This is a genomic window from Umezakia ovalisporum Ak1311, assembly GCF_029891685.1.
Lineage (GTDB): Bacteria > Cyanobacteriota > Cyanobacteriia > Cyanobacteriales > Nostocaceae > Umezakia > Umezakia ovalisporum.
This window is the reverse complement of record NZ_JANQDJ010000057.1, coordinates 1-3,704: the sequence shown is the minus strand read 5'-3', so window position 1 is coordinate 3,704 and position 3,704 is coordinate 1. Positions and strand designations below refer to the sequence as shown.

At 40.9% G+C, this 3,704-nt stretch carries 3 protein-coding genes; 2 read left to right on the top strand and 1 reads right to left on the bottom strand.

The genetic code is table 11. The features are described from left to right. Window positions 1-568 precede the first annotated feature (568 nt). Together NWP25_RS10805 and NWP25_RS10800 are read left to right on the top strand one after the other, a co-directional pair. A complete protein-coding gene (locus tag NWP25_RS10805) occupies window positions 569-823 on the top strand; it encodes a DUF4212 domain-containing protein (RefSeq protein WP_280649790.1) in 255 nt (84 codons plus the stop codon). A 9-nt stretch (window positions 824-832) separates the two neighbouring features. Further along, a complete protein-coding gene (locus NWP25_RS10800; RefSeq protein ID WP_280649791.1) occupies window positions 833-2,494 on the top strand; it encodes a sodium:solute symporter family protein in 1,662 nt (553 codons plus the stop codon). A 535-nt stretch (window positions 2,495-3,029) separates the two neighbouring features. On the opposite strand, the gene NWP25_RS10795 is transcribed toward NWP25_RS10800, so the two are convergent. Continuing rightward, a partial coding sequence (locus tag NWP25_RS10795) for a hypothetical protein (RefSeq protein WP_280699368.1) occupies window positions 3,030-3,704 on the bottom strand: 675 nt, incomplete at its 5' end.

The following is a 3,704-nucleotide window of genomic DNA, read 5'->3' as shown; positions in this document are numbered from 1 at the left end:
GACTCCCAGTCTGGTAGCAGCGACTCTTGGAGGTACATAGTTTATTGGCATGGACTAAGTTTGTTACTTGTCCTACTATACTACAAAATGTCTGGGTATGTCTGACTATGTTAGGGTAAATTAAGTCCTATTTTTAACTCTCAAGGAAAGACATTGGGGATATTTGGCAAATTTCTTGCCCCTATCAGCTGAGGCTGTGGCATTGCTAGGGAGCCTTGGTCTTGGGGATACACCTCATGAGTAGTCAGAAATCACCAAAGTTGATATTTCTGCTCCATAACCAAGAAGAACTCTAATACCAATGGGTGAATTTTTTAGCTCATTCTCATAAATACAGCGCCTTTCACCTAAGTGAAGTATATCGATAGTGGGCAATATTTGTACTTGATTTGCCAGCAATGTGCTGTAATTAGTTACATATGATTATTGCAATTTTTATATATAAAACCTTATTTTTACTCCTAGAATTTTCATATAATTTACTAATTTTTAAAAAACTACACAATAAGTAAATTAATAAAATAGCAAATTATTGATAGTATTCTTGATACACTTACGATTAATAACAATGGATGAACATCAGCGTCGTGGTTATTGGCGTGCTAATACTGCTTTAATTCGTAATCTTTTAATTGTCTGGGCACTGGTTTCTATAGTTTTCAGTATTTTGCTGGTACAACCATTAAACGGGATACGTTTCTTCGGTTTACCCTTTGGCTTTTGGATGGCACAGCAAGGATCAATTCTGGTATTTGTTGCTTTAATTTTCATCTATGGGTTTCAAATGGATAAAATAGACCGCAAATATAATATTAAGAAGTGAGGAGAAACTGTGTCAGTTGAAATTTGGACTATTTTATTGGTTGGACTTTCCTTCCTTCTCTACATTTATATTGGTTGGCAATCGCGAGTTAAAGATAGTAAAGATTTTTTTGTTGCGGGACAGGGCATACCTTCAATTGCTAATGGTGCGGCTACGGCGGCTGATTGGATGTCAGCGGCTTCGTTTATTTCTATGGCGGGGCTGATTTCTTTCTTGGGGTATGACGGTTCTATTTATCTGATGGGTTGGACTGGTGGCTATGTGCTGTTGGCATTGCTATTGGCTCCTTACCTACGGAAATTTGGTAAATATACAGTACCGGATTTTGTGGGCGATCGCTACTACTCGAATCTTGCTCGTTTGGTGGCAGTAATTGCAGCTATTTTCGTCTCCCTGACTTATGTTGCTGGGCAAATGCGCGGTGTGGGTATTGTTTTTAGCCGTTTTCTACAAGTTGACATCAACACAGGTGTGATCATCGGTATGGTGATTGTCGGCTTTTTTGCTGTGTTAGGAGGAATGAAAGGCATTACTTGGACACAGGTAGCACAGTATGTTGTGTTAATTGTTGCTTATTTAATTCCGGCAATTGCCATCGCTACACTCCTAACAGGTAATCCTATTCCTCAATTAGCATTTATCTTTAGCGATGTTGCCGACAAACTCAATCAAGTCCAAGTTGATTTAGGGTTTCAGGAGTATACTCAGCCCTTTGCGAACAAGTCTATGCTTGATGTGCTGTTTACAACTGTTGCTTTGATGGTGGGTACTGCTGGCTTACCCCATATTATTGTTAGGTTTTACACAGTACCAAGTGTAAGAGCTGCCCGGTTTTCTGCTGGTTGGGCATTGTTGTTTATTGCCATTCTATATACTACTGCTCCCGCTATCTCGATGTTTGCCCGCTATAACCTGATTAATTCTTTACACAATCACACCATTACAGAGGTACAGCAGCTTGACTGGGCCACTAAGTGGGAAAAAACTGGACTGCTAACTTTTGAGGACAAAAATCAGGATGGTCGTCTTCAGTTAACCCCCGATAAAAACACTAACGAAATAAAGATTGATCGAGATATCATTGTGCTTTCTACCCCAGAAGTAGCTAAACTAGCTCCTTGGGTGATTGCTTTGGTGGCGGCTGGTGGATTGGCTGCGGCTTTGTCTACAGCATCAGGTTTATTGCTAGTAATTTCTAGTTCTGTTGCTCACGATATCTATTACCGCATCATAGATTCCACGGCTTCAGAGCAAAAACGGGTGTTTGTAGGACGGATCATGGTGGGTTTGTCCCTTGTGCTTGCTGGCTATTTTGGAGTAAATCCACCGGGATTTGTGAGTGAAGTAGTGGCTTTTGCTTTTGGTTTAGCTGCTGCTAGCTTCTTCCCGGTAATTTTCTTGGGGATTTTCGACAAGCGCAGTAATTCTGAAGGGGCGATATCTGGGATGCTGGTTGGTTTAATTTTTACCATCATCTACATTATTGCCGTTAAGTTTGGGGGTATGCAGCCTTGGTTTTTTGGGGTTTCTCCAGAAGGAATTGGCACCTTAGGTATGTTAATTAATTTTGTAGTGACCTTTGTAGTTTCTCGCCTCACTCCACCCCCTCCCCCTCAAATTCAAGCAATGGTGGAAGACCTCCGCACCCCACTGATTGAAGAAGCTAAATAGTTGACAGTCTCCAGAAATCAATCAGGAAGACCACATATACAGCACCTTCCACCCAATGTGAAGTACAGATATGAATGATAAAACTTTAAAAATGCCTCCTCAATGCGCCAGGGTCGGCGGTGTAAATCACAAACTTCCTGTGGTGAAAGTTGTTGTGGGTCAAGAACGTTAGTCAGATAATAATACCAAATCTGATCCCACAATACTGACACCAAGCCCGTGGGATAGCGACATGGGTAAGTATGATGCAATCCAATGTGAGTAATTTCGTCTTTGTGTTGACTTTTACCATTTAGCTTCCCACTCTTGGCATAAATTCATTTTTCTTAACTTGACATTAATGGCATCTTCTCCGCCTACCTACTCAGATAAAATGCGCTGTATATTCAACACTAAGTAGGATTCATCGGACTTTAGCTTTGAGCCATGGGTTAGAAACCCATGGCTCCCGGCGGTGATAGCACTTAAACCCCCACCCTCTACAGTCAACAGTCAACCGTCAGAAGGTGTTTATGTTACGGTGCTAACCTCCGCACTAGGCACCTTCATAAAGTTGGATATTGCGGAAATATCCGTTAGCATCAGGATTTAGTACATCATGGTCATTGGCAAAGGTGAGATAGTTAAAATCTCCCGTGAAGTAATCTCCCACGTTAATTGTGTAACTCTTCCAACCTTGACCAATGGTGTAATTGTTAAAGTCTCCTAGTCCCCAATTTTGAGTACCACTGAGTTTGAATGTTGTTTGTGGGCTAATTACATTATCTGTGTCAAAGCCAATGGCATGAATTTCTCCACCCCTAGTGCTTTGAAATTGAAATTCTAGGATAGTGTCTTTGGTAATGGTGTAATTGTTTATGTCTAGTTTTTTCCAGGTGTTACCCAGTAGGTCTAGTTGAGTTTTATCCTGGGAAATAGTGAATTGCCCATTCAAATCTTGTTTAGGGTCGTAGGAAGAAAAAAGGTAGTTGTTGGTTTGATTGTTGATGTTAACCCCGACGCTGTTGGTGTTCTCATAGATTTTCAGATTACGGAACTCACTGCGAGCATCAGGATTTAGCACATCATGATCATTGGCAAAGGTGAGATAGTTAAAATCTCCCGTGAAGTAATCTCCCACGTTAATTGTGTAACTCTTCCAACCTTGACCAATGGTGTAATTGTTAAAGTCTCCTAGTCCCCAATTTTGAGTACCACTGAGTTTGAATGT